The sequence below is a fragment of the Haloferula rosea genome (assembly GCF_016595525.1).
Taxonomy (GTDB): domain Bacteria; phylum Verrucomicrobiota; class Verrucomicrobiia; order Verrucomicrobiales; family Akkermansiaceae; genus Haloferula; species Haloferula rosea.
On the sequence record NZ_JAENII010000014.1, the window covers coordinates 108,249 to 124,999 of the forward strand.

General features: G+C 62.3%; 13 protein-coding genes. 7 read left to right on the forward strand and 6 right to left on the reverse strand.

Annotated elements, in window-relative coordinates; translation table 11 throughout:
* Positions 1 to 15: 15 nt before the first annotated feature.
* Positions 16 to 765: an NYN domain-containing protein gene (locus tag JIN81_RS16150; RefSeq protein ID WP_200282271.1), complete on the forward strand. Its 750-nt coding sequence runs from the start codon at positions 16 to 18 to the stop codon at positions 763 to 765.
* A 10-nt stretch (positions 766 to 775) separates the two neighbouring features.
* Here the strand turns inward: JIN81_RS16150 and JIN81_RS16155 are convergent, their stop codons facing one another.
* The 6 genes from JIN81_RS16155 to JIN81_RS16180 all read right to left on the reverse strand — a co-directional run bounded on the left by JIN81_RS16155 (position 776) and on the right by JIN81_RS16180 (position 7,233).
* Complete coding sequence (locus JIN81_RS16155; RefSeq protein WP_200282272.1) at positions 776 to 2,368, reverse strand: GNAT family N-acetyltransferase; 1,593 nt, start codon at positions 2,366 to 2,368, stop codon at positions 776 to 778.
* 73 nt (positions 2,369 to 2,441) lie between these two features.
* Positions 2,442 to 3,515, reverse strand: coding sequence for a serpin family protein (locus JIN81_RS16160; protein WP_200282273.1), 1,074 nt, complete (start codon positions 3,513 to 3,515; stop codon positions 2,442 to 2,444).
* Positions 3,515 to 4,270 carry a hypothetical protein gene (locus JIN81_RS16165; protein ID WP_200282274.1) on the reverse strand — a complete coding sequence of 252 codons (756 nt, stop codon included), beginning with the start codon at positions 4,268 to 4,270 and terminating at the stop codon, positions 3,515 to 3,517. The genes JIN81_RS16160 and JIN81_RS16165 overlap by 1 nt, the downstream gene beginning before the upstream one ends.
* Entirely contained in the window at positions 4,270 to 5,121 is an 852-nt protein-coding gene (locus JIN81_RS16170; RefSeq protein ID WP_200282275.1) for a hypothetical protein, read from the reverse strand. The genes JIN81_RS16165 and JIN81_RS16170 overlap by 1 nt, the downstream gene beginning before the upstream one ends.
* Before the next feature lie 80 nt (positions 5,122 to 5,201).
* Positions 5,202 to 5,408, reverse strand: coding sequence for a hypothetical protein (locus JIN81_RS16175; protein WP_200282276.1), 207 nt, complete (start codon positions 5,406 to 5,408; stop codon positions 5,202 to 5,204).
* An 82-nt stretch (positions 5,409 to 5,490) separates the two neighbouring features.
* Positions 5,491 to 7,233: a cation:proton antiporter gene (locus JIN81_RS16180; protein ID WP_200282278.1), complete on the reverse strand. Its 1,743-nt coding sequence runs from the start codon at positions 7,231 to 7,233 to the stop codon at positions 5,491 to 5,493.
* Between the two features lie 126 nt (positions 7,234 to 7,359).
* On the opposite strand from JIN81_RS16180, the gene JIN81_RS16185 reads away from it, so the two are divergent.
* The 6 genes from JIN81_RS16185 to JIN81_RS16210 all read left to right on the forward strand — a co-directional run bounded on the left by JIN81_RS16185 (position 7,360) and on the right by JIN81_RS16210 (position 16,734).
* The gene (locus JIN81_RS16185; RefSeq protein ID WP_200282281.1) at positions 7,360 to 8,676 is read left to right on the forward strand and encodes a hypothetical protein; all 1,317 of its coding nucleotides are present in this window, start codon (positions 7,360 to 7,362) and stop codon (positions 8,674 to 8,676) included.
* 193 nt (positions 8,677 to 8,869) lie between these two features.
* Complete coding sequence (gene deoC, locus JIN81_RS16190) at positions 8,870 to 9,796, forward strand: deoxyribose-phosphate aldolase (RefSeq protein WP_200282284.1); 927 nt, start codon at positions 8,870 to 8,872, stop codon at positions 9,794 to 9,796.
* Between the two features lie 60 nt (positions 9,797 to 9,856).
* A complete protein-coding gene (locus JIN81_RS16195) occupies positions 9,857 to 11,335 on the forward strand; it encodes an aldehyde dehydrogenase family protein (protein ID WP_200282287.1) in 1,479 nt (492 codons plus the stop codon).
* A gap of 7 nt (positions 11,336 to 11,342) precedes the next feature.
* Positions 11,343 to 12,200: an aldehyde dehydrogenase family protein gene (locus tag JIN81_RS16200; protein WP_200282290.1), complete on the forward strand. Its 858-nt coding sequence runs from the start codon at positions 11,343 to 11,345 to the stop codon at positions 12,198 to 12,200.
* A 253-nt stretch (positions 12,201 to 12,453) separates the two neighbouring features.
* Complete coding sequence (locus JIN81_RS16205; protein ID WP_200282293.1) at positions 12,454 to 15,183, forward strand: phosphoenolpyruvate carboxylase; 2,730 nt, start codon at positions 12,454 to 12,456, stop codon at positions 15,181 to 15,183.
* A 27-nt stretch (positions 15,184 to 15,210) separates the two neighbouring features.
* On the forward strand, positions 15,211 to 16,734 hold the full coding sequence (locus tag JIN81_RS16210) for a tetratricopeptide repeat protein (RefSeq protein WP_200282296.1): 1,524 nt from the start codon (positions 15,211 to 15,213) through the stop codon (positions 16,732 to 16,734).
* The last annotated feature ends 17 nt before the right edge of the window (positions 16,735 to 16,751 follow it).

The window sequence follows — 16,751 nt, forward strand, 5'->3', positions numbered from 1 at the left end:
CCACCCTCGAAGCCGATGAGCGAGAATCAGCAGAAACTTGCCGTCCTCATCGACGCCGACAACGCCTCTCCAAAGCAGGTCGCCGACCTGTTCGGAGAGATCGCGAAATTCGGCACCGCCTTCGTTCGCCGGATTTATGGCGACTGGACCACCGACCAGCTCAAAGGCTGGAAGAAAGATCTGCCGGAATACGCGATCCAGCCCATCCAGCAATTCGCCCACACGACCCGGAAGAATTCGACCGACAGCGCCATGATCATCGATGCCATGGACCTGCTCTACACGGGTCGCTTCGATGCATTCTGCCTTGTGACCAGCGACAGCGACTTCACCCGACTCGCGTCCCGCATCCGCGAAGACGGCCTCGACGTGTACGGTTTCGGCGCACGCAAGACGCCCGCCCCCTTCCGCAACGCCTGCACCACCTTCGTGTATCTGGATTCCCAGAACGCGAGCAAGTCCACGAACAAGACCGAAAACCCGGAACAACGTCTGGAGAAACGTCGGACCGAGCTCATGAAGCAGTTCAATGGCAACGCCGGACTGATCAAGGCCATCCGTGAAACCATCGCCGACATCTCGGACGACGATGGCTGGGCTCGCCTCGGCCCCCTCGGATCCAAAGTGCGGAATGCCTGGCCCGACTTCCTTCCCCGCAACTACGGTTTCTCCCGCCTGAGCGACCTTCTCGAGCGAAGCCACCTCTTCGAGCTCCGGAAAGGATCCTCCGGCATCTTTGAAGTAAGGGACCGCAAACCAAGCTGACCTGGCTCCCTCATTCCTCCTCGATCGTTCCCTCTTCCACTCCCCGCCCGATCATCTCGTTCGAGAGCTTGTGGTTGAACTCGAACAAATCCGTTCTGCGATCACTGATCGGAGTCACCGCCCCGCTGGAGCGGGAGCGATACAGATCCGAGATGTCCAGGTCCGTCACCAGCATCGTTTCCACATTCGCATCCGCCTGCGCATGGATGCCGTCGCGGGCGAACTCGAAGTCACACGGGGTGAAAACCGACGCCCGCCCGTAGTGGATGTCCATCGCCGGCACATCCGGCAGATTTCCTACGACGCCTGCCGTAGCAACATAGATCTGGTTTTCAATGGCCCTCGCCGCCGCACAGGTGCTGACCCGCATGTGCCCCTGTCGATTGTCGGTGCAATACGGCACGAAAAGGATCTCAACCCCGCGGTCCGCGAGGTAGCGGGCGGCTTCCGGGAATTCGACATCGTAGCAGATGAGGATCCCGATCCGCGCCTTGGGCGTCTGCACCACCACCAGAGAATCCCCTCCGGAAATACCCCACCACGTCCGTTCCGACGGGGTGATGTGAAGTTTCGGCTGGGACACGAAACTCCCGTCCGGCCGGAAGACCATCGCCGTATTGAGCAGCCGACCATCCGACTGCGCCACCGGATGCGAACCCGCGATCAGGTAGAGTCCCTGCTCCCTCGCCAGGGTCGCCATCAGTTCCACGAATTGGTCAGTGTATTCCGCCAATTTCCTGATCCCCTCGCGCGAACCCATCGGCGGCAGACCACTCAGGAGCTGGACACTGAGAAACTCGGGGAACAGCACGAACTCCGCACCATAATCCTCCCCCGCCGTCTCGACGAAATAGCGCACCTGCTGGGCGAAATCATCGAACCCATCCAGTCGACGCATCTGATACTGCACGCAAGCAATCCGCACTTTCGCACCACCCTGCTCCTGAGGCTGGTAGTCAGGATTCAACCACTCGATCAGTGACGCATAGTCCTTTGATCTCGGATCCCGGATGTAGTTCGGCATCACCCCCCTCACCGCGAACCCTTGCGCGATCTGAAAGCCCAGGACCGGGTCCTTGATCTTCCCTTCCTGCACCTGCCAGACATACTCCTCCGGCGTCAATCGACTCGCGTGGTCCACGTAGTTCGCCAGTCGTCCCCCCGCCAGGATGCGACGCAGATTCAGCCGGCGGCACAGGTCACGTCGCGCCTCATACAGCGCCTTGCCGATCCCCCGGCCGCGCATCTCGGGATCCACATAAACCTCCGCGCCATACAGCGTGTCTCCCTGCGGGTCATGATTGTAAAAGTAACCGTCATCCGTGATGCCGTAGTAGGTGTGCTTGCGCAACGGATCACGCCCCATGTTGACGATCAACGATGAGGCCACCCCCACGATCTTCCCGTCAATCTCGGCCACCAACTGGCCATCCTCGAAGAGGTCGAGATGCGACTTGAGTTCGGAGACCTCCCACGCCCCGTCGGCAGCGACCATGAGCGGGAAGCAGCGACGGTGGAGATTGATGATCGCGGAGATATCTTCCGCGACGGGGTTTCGGATCCATACGTTGCCTTGGTCCGTTTCGTAGTCTCGTGGTAGCACGGCGGTAGAGTCGGGCCCCCATTCAGGGATGGCAAATCCCATTTATCGAACTCCGCCAGTTCCTCGAACCGACCTAATCCTCGAACTCGACCATCGCGGCCGAGTCCCCGACCCACGCACCGAAATACGGCCACTCGGCACCATCGCGCCACAAAAACACGAAGAACGGACGGTCATACACCAGGTCCCGCGGCACGGTCCTGGGCGCCGCACCAAAAGGATCCATCCCCCCTTCCGCGGCGGCACGGACCTCCGCGCCGCGCTCGTGCAGGGCGAACTCCACCCGTTGCCGGGCGGCATTCACGACGTAGGGATCACCCGGACGACCATAGAACCGACCACCCTGAAGAGCCTCCTTGAAGTCCCCCTGCGCGGACAGCTTCAAATACGGCACCTGTAGTCGATCTCCTGAATGCAGGGCCGGATCGGAGTGCAATCCCGCGTTCTCTCCCACTGCCGCGTGCCATCCTTTCCTCCACACCCTCAACCATCGACAGGCCGCGGCAAAGCCCTGTCGACCCGGTGGCTGATACAGCACGACCGACCCAAACTCCTCCTGCCTGCATCGCAGCTCTACCGCATGGAAACCCGCCTTCCGACGCCACGCGAGCACCCGGACCTCATCGCGGTAGTCCCCACTGTCCTCACCCACCACTCCGAAGAATGAGACACGATCCTCCGTGCCCGCCATCGACTTGAACTCCAGCGGCACCTTCCGGCTCCGGTAAAACGGCTTCACAAAGGCCACTTGGGCATCAAGCAGGGAATAGAATGCCACCGCGCCCGGCCTCGCCCCTTCCACCTCCCGAAAGGGACCACGATCCTCGCCGAGGAAATCCGCAGCCTCCCCATTCACCTTCAGGAAGAAGTCCCGCGTGGCTTCACCGGACCACACCTTCCAACGCCCCTGGGGCATCACCTTCTCCGGCTCCCAGCGAAAGGTATCGAGTCTCTTGCCAAGCTCACTCCCGCTCTCCTTCGGCGGTCCGCCCAGCCCCTCATTCATCGCGTCCCACCCGGCTTGGAATGTCGGAGTCCACACCACCGTGCGCCGCACATCGAAATCCTCTTCGGGGTGGGCGATCGACAGCACCTCGGCACCCGCCAGCACCCCGCTCAATCCCAGTATGCCAATGAACGCCTTCATCACTCAGACTCCTTCACCACCAGCACATCGCATTTGAGAAACACCATGAGCACCCGTTTCTCCCCAGCTTCCTCACCAAGGGCAGGGAGTGCTGATAGAAGCACATACTGCCCGTCGCGACAGGTCACCGCCACGCCGAGATCCCTCGAATCAAAGATCGGATGCTTGTCCTGATAGAGTTCACCGAGATGGTTCCTCCTCTCCAAATGCACCTTGTAGCCCGCGAAGCGGACGATCTCAGGAGCGAGCTGGACATCCACCAGCTGCCCCAACTCCCCGACGTTTGGAGCAATCTCCAACGTGCTGCCCACATTCCGCGTCTCAAAAGACGTCGGCACCGTGAAGGCTGCGGCGAGCGGGTGGAACTTGAAGCCTTCCCCCAACCCCTGGATCGGGGTCGATGCAAAGCTTCCCGAAAGACCACCCGGGGGCTCATACTCACTCGGATAGATCCGTTCGCAGATCGATTCCACGGTCGCCTTCTCACCGCTGCGTCCCATCACCAGCATCGTTTCGACCACTGAGGCTTCGCCCTGCTCGACCAAGCCCACGACCTGCCTGCGCAGACCCGTCGCATCCGCGGTCTTCTGTTCGGTTTCCATCAGAGCCAAGTACGAGGCCTGCTTGACTTCGACGAACTCGACCTGCACCCGCACCATCCTCGGCCGGTTCAGGTCCGGATCGAATGGATCATACCCCTCGGCCCAGGCCGCGGACGCCCACGGCAAGACCAGCGCCATCAGCAAAGGCTTCATCACTCGGACTCCCTCACCTTCATCACATCGCACTTCACGAACACCATCACCTTCCTCGTGAAATCCATCTCACCCGTCTGATCCTTCGGAGAAAGTGCCGCCACCAGGGTATACTGGCCATCGATGCAGGTGATCGCCGTATTGACGGCCAATTTGTAGATGAGCGGCATTTCGATGGTCGACTCATTGCCCGCCCCGTCGGTCGTCTTGTTCCAGACGGTATTCCCCGTATGCCAGACGATTTCCGGCGCGAACCTCAAATCGATCACCCGCCCCGAATCCCCGACCGTTGGCTCGATCTCGAGCGTGCTGCCCAGGTTGCGGGTCTCGAACGCCGTCGGAGTCGCCGGAGTCCGCAGCATCCACAGCAACTTCACATCCTCCGGAGAAAGCCCGCCTTCCTTCTCCGGCAGATCCACCTCGTTGGGAATCTCCGCCGGCTCGTATTCCGTTGGATAGATGAATTCCTTGATCCCCTCACTCACCGCCTTCTCCCCACTCCGCGCGACCACCATCATCGTCTCAAGCACCTTCGCCTCGTCGCTCTTCACCATCTCGGAGAGCTGCTTCCGCAATCCCGTCGCATCGCTACTCTCAGGCTTCGAAAGGAACAGCAGCTCCGTCATCTTTTTGTGGCTCAACTCCACAAACTCCACCTGAACCTGAACAAAAAACGGCTCGTTCTGGTGGGGATCAAACGGGTCGAAGCCCCCTCCTCCGTCCTCTCCTCCAGAAGAATGCTCGACGGCATCCTCACTCGAAAAGGCCTCAGGCACCTCCTCCTGTCCAAACCCCGAGCCGGAGAAAACCAACCCCGCCAACATCGCCCATCCAACCGCATATGCCTTCATCACTGCTGATAGACGCAGCTGACCCGCATCCATTCAAGTCAATCCACCTGAGCCGAAACCAGCGTCCGACCGCAGAAGCCTCACGCTCCGTAGAACCAGAGACCGACGCTGCCCACCGTGTTCAGAGCCGCCACGAGAAGCCCCACGCTCACCCACATCAGGCGATTCAGCACCGCGTGAACCTCAGGCGAAGCCGTCTCCGCACGCACATGACCCGCCCGAACAGATTTCAGTTGGCCAACATGGTAGGCCTGCTCAAGAGCTTGGAGGTGCGGAGGGTTCATCATCCAATAAGGTAAGGGGTTCCTTACTACCAATCGCACCAATCCTTAGCAATTTCTAAAATAGATGGAGTTTCTTCAGGATTTCCTAAATGCCTGAATCGGAAGCACGCTCAAGAATCTCCCTAACTTCCTGATTTTCAATCTCCGCCCGCTGATACACACCCATCGCAGCCCGGATCATCGCACCTCCACTTTCGCGCTCATCATGGATCACCTGCACGTCCTGAGCGCGTAGTTGGCTGACCTCACTCGGAAATTTCGCCCGCGCAAACACCAGAATTTCAGGATTCCGCTCCCGGACCAAGGGCAGCGCCGCCAGTGTGAATTCCACCGCTGGGAAAGTGAATGCCACCATCCTCGCATGCTCAATGCCCGCCAGATCGAGAGCCTCCGGATGGCTCGCATCGGCAAAGAGGACCCGCTGCTTCTGCCGCTTGAGCTCCCTCACCGTATCCGCATTCAGCTCCAGGATTACCGTCTCCACACCGGAGCGCCGGAGCGCATCATTTACCGCCCGACCCACCGGCCCATACCCACAGATCACCGCATGGTCGCCCAGACCATCCGTCGCCAGACCCAGCTCATGCCCCGTCGGAGCAGCACCCCCTCGCGCCAACCCACGAGTCTCCAACCACCGTCCAAAGGGACCGCTGGCGCGCATCAGACTCGGCACCAGGCCCATCGACACCGCCGTGCACCCGAGCAGGATTTGGGAAAACACGGGATCCAGCGCGCGGAACTGCGACGCCTGACTGAGCAGTACCAACGAGAACTCCCCCATGCTCGACAAACTCGCCGCCGCCAGAAGGGCAGGCCGGAGCGGCAAGCGGATCGCCCGCACGGCTCCCAGCACGATCGCCCCTTTCACCACCAGCACCGTGATCGTTCCCAGTAGCACCCATAGCCAGTTCTCAAGCAGCGCGCCCACATCAATGAGCAGGCCGACCGAGACGAAGAAGATCGTCAAGAACAGGTCCTTGAACGGAAGAATGTCGGAAAGAATCCGGTGCGAGTAGATCGACTCACTCACCACCAGTCCGGCGGCAAACGCCCCCAGCGACAGCGATAGATTGAAGGCCTCACCGGCCAGGGCCACCACCGCACACAGCGAGACCACCGCCAGCGTGAAAAGCTCACGACTCCGCGTCCGGGCCACCCGGTGCAGCAGCGGTTCATTGACGAACTTCCCGAAAAGCAGCACTGCCCCAAGGAAGACGATTCCCTTGATGATCGCCACCAGCACCCCGCCCACCAGACCACCTTCCCCACCCGAGTAGAGCGCTGGCAGCACCAGGATGAAGAGGATCACCAGGATATCCTGAAACAGCGCCACGCCCAAGGCCGCCCGTGCACCCGGATTGTTCGGCTGCCCCAGCTCTTGGAACGACTTCATCGCCACCGCCGTGGAGCTCAGCGCCACCGCCACCCCGATCACCGCCGCCTCCGCACCCCCGAGTCCGAAAAGATGGGCAGCCCCGCCCGCCAGCAAGCCGGTGGTCAACACCTGCAGCCCTCCACCAAACAGCGACATCCGCCACAGGTGCTTCATCTCACCCAGTGAAAACTCAATCCCGAGGGTGAACATCAGCAGGATCACCCCCAGCTCCGCCAGCATGCCGATCGCAGGATCATCCGGCTTCGCCCCCACCAACTCCAACAGCCCGCTGTTCGCGATCAGCACCCCCACCAGGAAATACCCCACCAGCACACTCTGACGGAATCGCGTCAGCAGCAATGCCACCACCACCGCCATCACCAACACCAGTGACAGCACCCCAAAAAACGGTGTGATCGGCGACTCCCCGGCCGCAAGCAACTCAAGCAACATCCCCTCCACCCTAACCACTGCTACCAACCCGCGAGATCATAAACTGCTAACACGAATCAATTACTACTGCATTTTTATTGCATTAAAGGCTTGCAGAGTTTCGTAAATCCTAATTTGTTTCGCTCCATGCTTTACCGCATCCTTCCTCTTGCCCTTGCCCTGCCACTGCACGCCGCCGAGTCTCCGGCCTGCGGCGACCACTGCAACCACAGCCACGGCTCTGACTCGGAAATCCTCCGGGATGCCGAAGACGAGGCCTGGCTCCAATTCCACCCTCACCTGAGTGCCGCCATCGCCATCGGTGGGTCGACCTCATGGAAGAACCTCGACCTCGTTCCCGGTGGCCACGCCCCCTTGGATGACGGGTTCAACCTCCAGGGCATCGAAGTCGGCGGCATGCTGGGCCTTGGCGAGCACGTCTCGATCTTCGCCGAAGGCAATTTCTTCTGGGACCGCTACGACGGATGGGATGCCGAACTCGAGGAAGGCTACCTCTCCGTGGACCTCCCTGCCGGGTTCTCCGTGCGCGGCGGCCAGTTCTTCGCTCCCTTCGGGATCGCGAATGAACTCCACCTTCACTCACGAACCTTCGTCGAGCCTCCCATTTCCGTCATCCGCCTCCTGGGGGAAGATGGCTTGATCGTCCAGGGGGGCGAACTCGCCTGGCAGATTCCCAGCGCCCCCCGACGCACGACTTTCCGCCTCGGCTACGGCAAGGGGCGCGACCACTCCCACGGCGGTGCCCGTGACCGACGCAATGAGTTCTACTACGAAGCGCTCGAGGAACTGGGTGGAGGACACGACGATCATGACGACCACGACGATCATGACGACGATGACCATGATGATCACGACGACCACGATGATCATGACCATGACGACGAGCATGGACATGCTCATGGTCGCGCAGGGAATGGCGGCGTCTATGATGCGGACGATGCCTATCTCGACGATGGCTTCTTCTTTGCCCGTCTCGAAACGGCCGTCTGCGATGGACTCGGTCTCAATCAAGTCGGCCTTTCCTTTGCCGGTGGCCGGAATGGATTCGATCGCAACACCTGGATTGTCGGAGCTGATCTATCAGGCACCTACACCCTCGGCGGACTCCCGGCATGGTGGCGCGCGGAAGCCTTCTACCGCTACGTCGAAGCCATCGATCAGGCTGGCAATCGCGGCCACTTCGACGAAACCGGCATCTATGCCATGAGCGAGCTCGAGTTTGCTGAAGGCTGGACCACAGCGATTCGCGGCGAATGGGCCTCCGGCAACCGGATGGTCGGCCACGAGCGTCGCTGGCGCGCCTCCGCCAACGTCGGACGGCTGACCCAACTTGGGGACTACGCCAACCTGCGGACACGCCTCCAGTACTCCCTCGATGATCTGGGTGGCTACACCACCGAGCATTCCATCTGGCTCCAGTTCGTCCTCGATTTCGGTCACTGATACCCCTTGCGGTGCTGCTTGATGCCGGGCCTCTGGTTTGCCTCCCCCCGACGACCGGTCCAAACACTGGCCTCAAGCAGCACCAAGCCGCTCCGAAGGTCATCACGGCACCGCGACCTCACTGAATTCGTCGCTGCCAGCTTCAGACCTTTCTCATTGCCGCCACGTCGGGACGGTTCCATCCTCCCCGGCAATGACCCTGCCAGCTCTCCAACAACTCCTCCAGGACGTGGGAGGTGTCGACGCCGTCGGTGTCGAAGAACGCGTCGCCAAATACGCTACCCGGTCCATCAAGAAGGAGTCCAAGGTCTTCGGCCTCAAGCTGGCCGCTTCCATGGTCGACCTCACGACCCTCGAAGGACAGGACACCCCGGGAAAGGTCGCCTCACTCTGCCAAAAGGCACTCCATCCCCACCACCTCGGCGAGACCCCTCGGGTTGCCGCCGTGTGCGTCTATCCATCCATGGTCCGGCATGCCAAGCCCCTGGTGGAAGGCAGCGGCATCAAGGTCGCATCCGTGGCGACGGCATTCCCCTCCGGTCAGGCTCCACTCGCCACCCGCCTCGCCGAGGTCAGGGCCGCCGTGCAGGATGGAGCCGACGAGATCGACATGGTCATCAATCGGGGAGCATTCCTCTCCGGAGAACTGAACTTGGTCGCGGATGAAATCGCCCAGGTCGTTGAAGCCTGCGGCGAATCCACCCTGAAGGTGATCCTCGAGGTATCCGAGCTGGGCACCTACGACCACATCCGCGCCGCATCGTTCCTCGCCATGCGCACCATCCGCCCGGGTGACTTCATCAAGACGTCCACCGGCAAGACCTCCGGCAACGCCACCCTGGCCAACAACCAGGTCATGCTCGACGCCATCCGCGATCACTACCTCGCCACAGGCATCGAAATCGGCATGAAACCCGCCGGCGGAATCAAAACCGCGAAACAGGCCCTTCACTTCCTCGTCGCCGTGAAGGAAACCCTGGGCGACGCATGGCTCACCAACAGTCGCTATCGCTTCGGGGCCTCCTCACTGCTCAACGACCTCCTCCGCCAACTCGAAACCCAGCGCACCGGGTCCTACCAGGCCCCGTGGAGCTTCACCGAGAACGCAGGCAGCTACTAGAAACATCGGAGAACATTCCCACTCCGCACACTTCACCATTTTCCACCCCCGCCCTTTCCCATGCCCGCCCGTAAATCCAAATCCCAGGCCCGAGAGCTCCTCTTCGGCGACTTGTGGGAATTCGATCCCGCCCCGGAGTCCGCACCGGCCCACATCGACGAACGCTACCGGCTCTTCATCAACGGCAAATACGTCGCCCCGAAGAGCCGCAAGTACTTCGACACCATCTCACCACGCAACGGCCGCAAACTGAGCGAAATCGCCGAGGCCAATGAGGCGGATGTCGACGCCGCCTACTCCGCCGCCGCCAAGGCCTTCCCGAAATGGTCGGCCCTGCCGGGCAAGGAACGTGGCAAATACCTGTTCCGCATCGCCCGCCTCCTCCAGGACCGCTCCCGCGAATTCGCCGTCGCCGAAACCCTCGACGGAGGCAAGCCGATCAAGGAATCGCGCGACTTCGACCTGCCGATGGCCGCCGCGCACTTCTTCTATCACGCGGGCTGGGCGGACAAGCTCGACTTCGTCGCGCCCGGACGGACGCTCAAACCGCTGGGCGTCGTCGGCCAGGTCATCCCGTGGAATTTCCCGCTGCTCATGCTCGCATGGAAGTTGGCACCCGCACTCGCTACGGGAAATACCGTAGTCATCAAGCCAGCCGAGACCACTTCGGTCACCGCGCTCAAGTTCGCCTCCATTCTTCAGGATGCCGGACTTCCACCGGGCGTGGTGAACTTCGTCACCGGAGCAGGTGAAACCGGGGCCGCCGTGGTGAACCATCCGACCGCCGCCAAGATCGCCTTCACCGGCTCCACCGGAGTCGGCAAGCTCATCCAGCGCTCACTTGCGGGCACCGGCAAACGCCTGACCCTCGAACTCGGAGGCAAGGCCGCGAACATCGTCTTCGAGGACGCCCCGATCGATCAGGCCGTCGAGGGCATCATCAACGGGATCTTCTTCAACCAGGGCCACGTGTGCTGCGCAGGCTCCCGACTGCTCGTGCAGGAAAACATCGCCACCGACTTCATCGCCCGCCTGAAACGCCGGCTCGCCGTCCTCCGGGTCGGCGATCCACTCGACAAGAACACCGACGTCGGAGCGATCAACTCGAAGGAACAACTCGGCAAGATCCGCGAACTCGTCGACGCAGGCATCGCCCAGGGAGCGGAGATCCACCAGCCTTCCTGCAAGCTCCCGCGTAAGGGCTTCTACTTCCCACCCACCCTCTTCACCGGAGTGAGCCAGTCCCAGCGCATCGCCCGGGAGGAAATCTTCGGCCCCGTCCTGTCCGTGCTCACCTTCCGCACGCCCGATGAAGCGGTCGAGAAAGCAAACAACACCTGCTATGGCCTGAGCGCGGGAGTCTGGACCGACAAGGGATCCAGAATCCTGAACATGGCCTCCTCGCTGAAGGCGGGCGTCGTCTGGGCAAACACCTACAACAAGTTCGATCCGTCCTCACCATTCGGAGGCTACAAGGAATCCGGCTTCGGCCGCGAAGGCGGCAAGCACGGCCTCCTCGACTACGCACAACTCGACTGAATCCACCATGTCCCTCACCATCACCAAGACCCCGAAATGCTACGTCGGCGGCAAGTTCATCCGCTCGGAGTCCGGCCGCATCTACCCCATCCATCGTAGCAACGGTGAATTCTTCGCCAACATCCCGCTGTGCACCCGCAAGGACCTGCGCAACGCCGTCGAAGCCGCCGCCAAGGCCGGTTCGGGATGGGCCGCACGCTCTCCCTACAACCGCGCCCAGATCCTCTATCGACTCGCCGAGATGATCGAGGCACGCCGGTCGGAAATGCAGGACGCCCTCAAGCTGCACGGAGCCTCCACGAAGGATGCCTCCACCGAGGTGCAGGCCACCCTCGACCGCATCGTCCACTTCGCCGGCTGGGCCGACAAGTTCGAGCAGATCCTCGGCAGCGTGAACCCGGTGGCTTCATCCCACTTCAATTTCACGATCACCGAACCCGTCGGTATCGTCGGGATCCTCGCCCCGGAGGACTCACCCCTTCTCGCCCTCATGACCCTCGTCCTCCCCGCCATCACCGCCGGCAACAGCGTGATCGCGATGGTTTCCAAGGGCGCCCCCTACCCCGCCATCCTCCTCGGAGAAATGCTTGCCACCTCCGATCTCCCGGGCGGTGTGGTCAACCTCCTCACCGGAGATCGGGCCGACACCCTGCCAACCTTCGCGAGCCACGAGCACCTGCGTGCGCTGTCCGCCGTCGCCGATGCGGCCGAAGCCAAGGTCCTGCAGGAAGGCGCCGCCGAATCCGTCAAGAAAGTCGTGCTCCACGACCCCGACACCGACTGGTTCTCCGACTCCCACGACTCACCCTACGGTATCCGCTCGCTCACCGAGGCAAAGACCGTGTGGCACCCGATCGGAAATTGAGCCACTCGCAAGTAGCCCTGCCGTCAGGCCAATGCCCCGCCCACCCACCTGTGGCATGACCGCCCCGGTCATTCCCCATCACATCCCCGACTCCCCCCTCAAAGCAGCGCCATTCCCGTCAGCTCCCGAGCACTCCGCATCTTCCATCACCCGTGCACCCCGAGCGAGCCACAGCGCGCTGACAGGCAGATTACCATGCTGCTCTCATCCGCTCTTCCCCTACGGCATGCGGGCTGCTTGACTCCCCGCGTCCATGACCTCCTCCACCACTCGGGAAGAACTCCGCCTGCAAGGTTTCGATCTCATCGATGAAAACCTGTCGTTTCTCATTTCCTGCCTCGCCGACGCGCTCGAATCGCTCGGAGAGACCGACCTGATCCCCTACCTCCCCTGGACGGGCACGGTCCCCGAGGGCGAACTTCCGGAAGGCACCCAGCAACTCTATTCGGTCGGCTTCCAGCTGCTCAACATGGTCGAGGAGCGGGTCGCTGCGGCCATTCGCCGCGAACGAGAAAAGGAACTCGGTGCCGATTCGATCCGTGGACTCTGGCCGCGGGCGCTCAAGGACATGACGGAATCCGGCCTCAAACCGGATGAAATCATCGACGTCCTCAGCACCGTCAACGTCCAGCCCGTGCTCACCGCCCACCCGACCGAGGCGAAGCGCAGCTCCGTCCGCGAACGCCACCGCGCCCTCTACGACCAACTGGTTCGCAGCGAGTATCCGAAATACACCGAGCGCGAACGCCGCCGCCTCCGCGAGCGCATGGTCACCGCCCTGGAAACCCTCTGGCGCACCGGTGAGATCCACCTCGTCCGGCCCGACATCTACCGCGAGCTTCGCGACGCCATCCACTACCTTCGCGACCTGTTCCCCGCCGCGCTGAACCGCCTCGACCTGCACTTCACCGAAGCCTGGCGCGATGCCGGCTTCCCGCTCGAAACCCTGCGCGAGGCCGGAAACGTCCCCGTCCTTTCCTTCGGAACCTGGATCGGTGGCGACCGCGACGGCCACCCACTGGTCACCCCCGAAGTGACCGATACCGCACTCGGCATGCTGCGCCGCGCCGCGCTCCAGCTGCTCCACCGCGAACTCACCCAACTCGCCTCCCACCTGACGCTCTCACGCCATCTGAATGACGTCCCCGAAGAGGTGGAAACCCGCATCGATGAGCTCGCCTTCGTCCTCGACGACGAGGAAATCGCCAACGACCTGCACCACCGCGTCGGTGAGGAACCATGGCGCCACCTCGCCAGCCTGATGGCGGCACGCCTCGAAAAACAAGTCAACGGTGCCCCCGGCTACGAAAGCCCGGAAGACCTCGCCGCCGACCTCAAACTCATTTCCGACAGCATCACCGCCAATGGCTGCACCCTCATCGAGGAACAGCACCTGCGCCCACTGCGTCAGAAACTCGAGATCTTCGGCTTCCACCTTGCCACCCTGGATGTCCGCCAGAACTCCGAATTCCACGATCAGGCCATCTCACAGCTCCTCGCCGCCGCAGGCATCGAGGATGGGGAGAACTACGGCAGCTGGCCGGAAGAACAGCGTGTGGAATTCCTCAACAAGGAGCTCAAGTCGACCCGCCCCTTCCTGCACGACGGCCTTCAGGCCGGTGAGCAGGCCGACCTCGTGCTCGACGCCTATCGCGTCCTCACCATGCACCTCGACGAATATGGCCCCGATGGACTCGGCGCGCTGATCGTGTCGATGACCCGCCAACTTTCCGACCTCCTCGGCGTCTTCCTGCTTGCTCGCGAAGCCGGCCTGATGATCCGGACTGATGAAGGTCTGGTCTGCCCCCTCGAGGTGGTGCCCCTCTTCGAAACCATGGACGACCTCGAGCGCGCTCCCGGCATTCTCGATGCCTTCCTCAGCCACGAGCTCGTCCAGCGCCGCCAGGCCGACGAGCAGCAGGTGATGCTCGGCTACTCCGATTCCAACAAGGACTGCGGCATTCTCACCGCCGCTTGGGCCCTCCACCGCGGCCAGCAGAACCTCTCCGAAGTCGCGCGGAAGCATGACATCAAACTGCGCTACTTCCACGGCCGCGGCGGCACCATCTCCCGTGGCGCTGGCCCGACCCATTGGTTCATGGCGGCCCTGCCCCACGGTTCGATGAATGGCGGATTCCGCATGACCGAACAGGGGGAAACCATCGCCCAGAAATACGCCAACCTCGCCAACGCCACCTACCACCTCGAACTCCTGCTCGCCGGCGCGGCCATCACCACCGCCCAGCACCGCCAGCCGCAGGGGCCCGTGGATCCGGCCGAGGAATTCCTCCCCGAACTGTCCAAGGCCAGCCAGGAAGCCTATCAGCAACTGCTGCGCTCCGATGGGTTCATCGAGTTCTACCGCGAAGTCACCCCCATCGATGCCCTCGAGAATTCCCGCATCGGCTCCCGCCCAGCACGGCGCACCGGGAAGAAAGGCCACTCGATTGCCGACCTTCGCGCCATCCCATGGGTGTTTTCCTGGACCCAGGCCCGCTTCTACCTCCCCGGTTGGTTCGGTGTTGGCACCGCACTCGAATCCCTCAGGAACGAGCAACCGGAGCGCTTCGCCAAACTCAAGCAGGAGTTCCGCGGGTCGACCTTCCTTGGCTACACCCTGACCAATGTGGAAACCAACCTTGCCTCCGCCAACCTGGAGGTCATGGAGCAGTATTCCTCGCTCGTTCAGGATCCCGAGCTCCGCGAACGCTTCATGACCATCATCGTCGCCGAGTTCAACCGCACCCGTGATCTCCTCGCCGATCTGTACGACGCCGACATCCACACGCGTCGTCCACGGATGGCCAAGACCCTCGACATCCGCGAAGCTCCCCTGCGCGTCCTCCACCAGCAACAGGTCGACCTTCTGCGCGAATGGCGCGGCCTGGTTCAAGCTGGAAAGGATCACGAAGCCGAAGCACTCTTCCCCCGCATGCTTCTTTCGATCAACGCGATCGCCGCGGGCCTCCGCACGACCGGTTGATCCAACACACAGACCCCTCCAGAACCCATGAAAGCCATCCTTCTCGCACTCGCTCTTGCGCTTCCACTCCACGCGGCAAACACCCTGACCCCGGAAACCCCGGCACTCGCTCCCGACAAGACCGACAGCCCTGCCAACGAAGCCCTCGAGCTCTTCCGCCAAGGCCGCCACCACTCCGCCGTCGCCGCAGCCCGGCCTCTCGCGGAGAAAGGTGACCCCGACGCCCTGTTCCTCCTCGCCTACGCGTCGGAGACCGGTCAGGGCACCGAGATCTCCCGCGAGAACGCCCTGAGCTTCTACCTGAAAGCCGCCGAAAAGGACCACAAGGAAGCCACCTACCGCCGCGCCCTGATCCTTCTGAATTCAGAGGACGACAAGGAACGGGAAGACGGAAAGAAGGCACTCGAAGACGCCGCCAAAACCGACCCGTCGACCGCCGGTCGCATCCTCGGCGAAGCATGGCTGCGCGGACTGATCACCAAAGAACCCGACTTCGAGAAGGGTGCCGAGTGGTGGACCACCGCCAGCGAAGCAGGCGACTCCACCTCCCTGCTCCTCCTCGCCCGCCTCTACAGCGGCGACTTCGGCTTCCGCGAAAAGGCCGACCTCGAGAAATCCGTCGCCCTTTACCGCAAGGCCGCCGGACTCGGTGAAGCCAGTGCCTACCTCCCACTCGGATCCCGCCTGCTCAATGGCGCCGAAGAGCAACGCAATGAAAAGGAAGGCCGCGAATGGCTCGCCAAGGCCATCAAAGAAGAACAATTCGCCGCCTACCTCGCCATCGGCGACTACGAGGAAAACGTCAAAAAGAACGGCAAGGCCGCACTGGATGCCTACCTCAAGGGGGCCGAAGCCGGACAGGTCGAGTGCATGCTCCGCTCCGCCCGATTCCTCTATCAGGGCATCGCCGGTGCCAAGGATCCGGAAGGCGGACGCAAGTGGCTCGACAAGGCCGCCGAAGCCGGCAGCCCGACCGCCCACTTCGAGATCGCGCGGCTCATCACCGAGGATGAGAAGCCCGACCTCATGAAACTCTACTCCCATCTCGCTGCCGCCGCCGATGGAGGAATCGCCCTAGCCCAGAATGACCTCGGGCTGTTCTACCTCTCCGGCAAACTCGGCTTCGCCGATGCGCCCGCCGCCGCCGCCTGGTTCACCCGCGCTGCCAAGGTCGGTCACGCACCTGCCCAGAACAACCTGGCCACACTCTACGAACGCGGTCTTGGCGTCGACGTGAACCTGAACAACGCCGGCGAACTCTACAGCCTGGCCGCGAACCAAGGCCACGGCCCTGCGACCACCGCCCTCGCCCGCCTCTACGCAAACGGTGCCGGCACCCAGCCGAATCTCGTCAAGGCGTGGGCCCTCGCCACACTTGCCGTCGAGCGCGGTGACGAGGACGCCAAGAAGATCCTCGGCGAACTCTCGCCACGCCTCACACCCGATCTGCTCGAAAAGGCAGAGAAGGAACTCGAGGCCATGAAAACGCCGAAATCGGAAGAAACTGCAGCGCCCGCCACCGAGGAAACCGACAAGAAGGACAAGGAATGACCCCCGTTTCCCATCCC

Excerpts from the sequence above, each read along its gene's own strand:
- JIN81_RS16175 (WP_200282276.1), bottom strand. The coding sequence starts at position 5,408 with ATGATGAACCCTCCGCACCTCCAAGCTCTTGAGCAGGCCTACCATGTT.
- JIN81_RS16150 (WP_200282271.1), top strand. The coding sequence starts at position 16 with ATGAGCGAGAATCAGCAGAAACTTGCCGTCCTCATCGACGCCGACAAC.
- JIN81_RS16170 (WP_200282275.1), bottom strand. The coding sequence starts at position 5,121 with ATGAAGGCATATGCGGTTGGATGGGCGATGTTGGCGGGGTTGGTTTTC.
- JIN81_RS16205 (WP_200282293.1), top strand. The coding sequence starts at position 12,454 with ATGACCTCCTCCACCACTCGGGAAGAACTCCGCCTGCAAGGTTTCGAT.
- JIN81_RS16185 (WP_200282281.1), top strand. The coding sequence starts at position 7,360 with ATGCTTTACCGCATCCTTCCTCTTGCCCTTGCCCTGCCACTGCACGCC.
- JIN81_RS16180 (WP_200282278.1), bottom strand. The coding sequence starts at position 7,233 with ATGTTGCTTGAGTTGCTTGCGGCCGGGGAGTCGCCGATCACACCGTTT.
- JIN81_RS16160 (WP_200282273.1), bottom strand. The coding sequence starts at position 3,515 with ATGAAGGCGTTCATTGGCATACTGGGATTGAGCGGGGTGCTGGCGGGT.
- JIN81_RS16165 (WP_200282274.1), bottom strand. The coding sequence starts at position 4,270 with ATGAAGCCTTTGCTGATGGCGCTGGTCTTGCCGTGGGCGTCCGCGGCC.
- JIN81_RS16195 (WP_200282287.1), top strand. The coding sequence starts at position 9,857 with ATGCCCGCCCGTAAATCCAAATCCCAGGCCCGAGAGCTCCTCTTCGGC.
- JIN81_RS16200 (WP_200282290.1), top strand. The coding sequence starts at position 11,343 with ATGTCCCTCACCATCACCAAGACCCCGAAATGCTACGTCGGCGGCAAG.
- deoC (WP_200282284.1), top strand. The coding sequence starts at position 8,870 with ATGACCCTGCCAGCTCTCCAACAACTCCTCCAGGACGTGGGAGGTGTC.
- JIN81_RS16210 (WP_200282296.1), top strand. The coding sequence starts at position 15,211 with ATGAAAGCCATCCTTCTCGCACTCGCTCTTGCGCTTCCACTCCACGCG.